The organism is Mesotoga sp. HF07.pep.5.2.highcov (assembly GCF_003666285.1).
GTDB lineage: Bacteria > Thermotogota > Thermotogae > Petrotogales > Kosmotogaceae > Mesotoga > Mesotoga prima.
On the sequence record NZ_JFHJ01000579.1, the window covers coordinates 1 to 651 of the forward strand.

Here is a 651-nt window from a genome sequence, read left to right on the forward strand (position 1 = left end):
CTCTGACCCCCGGATAACATATGGGGATACCTCACAAGGAATTCATCTGGAGGATTGAGCTTGACTTCCCTTAAAGCCTTCTCGATCATCTTCATTCTCTCATCCCTGTCTTCTCCGAGTTTGTGTATTATTAGAGGCTCTTCCATGACATCCCTTATCTTGAATCGCGGGTTCATTGAAGCGTATGGATCCTGAAAGATCATCTGTACATTCCTTCTGTATATCTTCAGTTCATCTTTCTCTATATGAGTTACATCCTTTCCGTTTAGAGACATGGTCCCGCCTGTAGGTTCTAGGAGTTTCATGATTAGTTTTCCCGTAGTGGTCTTTCCACAACCGGACTCTCCAACTAGACCGAATATCTCGCCCCTCTTTATTGAGAAGGATACTCCGTCAACTGCCTTGACGTAATTGTGTTCTCCCTTGAAGAACTGGGATATGTTTCTTCTTATGGGGAACCATTTCTGAAGGTCCTTGACTTCAATTATGTTTTCGTTCATCTCTTCTCACACCTCCAGCAGGCCACCATGTGTTCATCTTCTATCTCTATTAGGGGTGGTTCTTCTTCTTTGCACTTATCCATGGCCAGGGAACATCTGGGATGGAATCTACAGCCAGAAGGAGGCTCGAGCAAGTCCGGAGGAGCACCCG

General features: G+C 45.5%; 2 protein-coding genes. Both read right to left on the reverse strand.

Annotated elements, in window-relative coordinates; all coding sequences use genetic code 11:
- Positions 1-500 (reverse strand): ATP-binding cassette domain-containing protein (locus tag BG32_RS12225; RefSeq protein WP_121526912.1); only part of this gene is annotated, 500 nt, incomplete at its 3' end.
- Positions 497-651: oligopeptide/dipeptide ABC transporter ATP-binding protein (locus BG32_RS12230; protein WP_409072666.1), on the reverse strand; the 155-nt coding region annotated here is incomplete at its 5' end. The genes BG32_RS12225 and BG32_RS12230, both read right to left, overlap by 4 nt.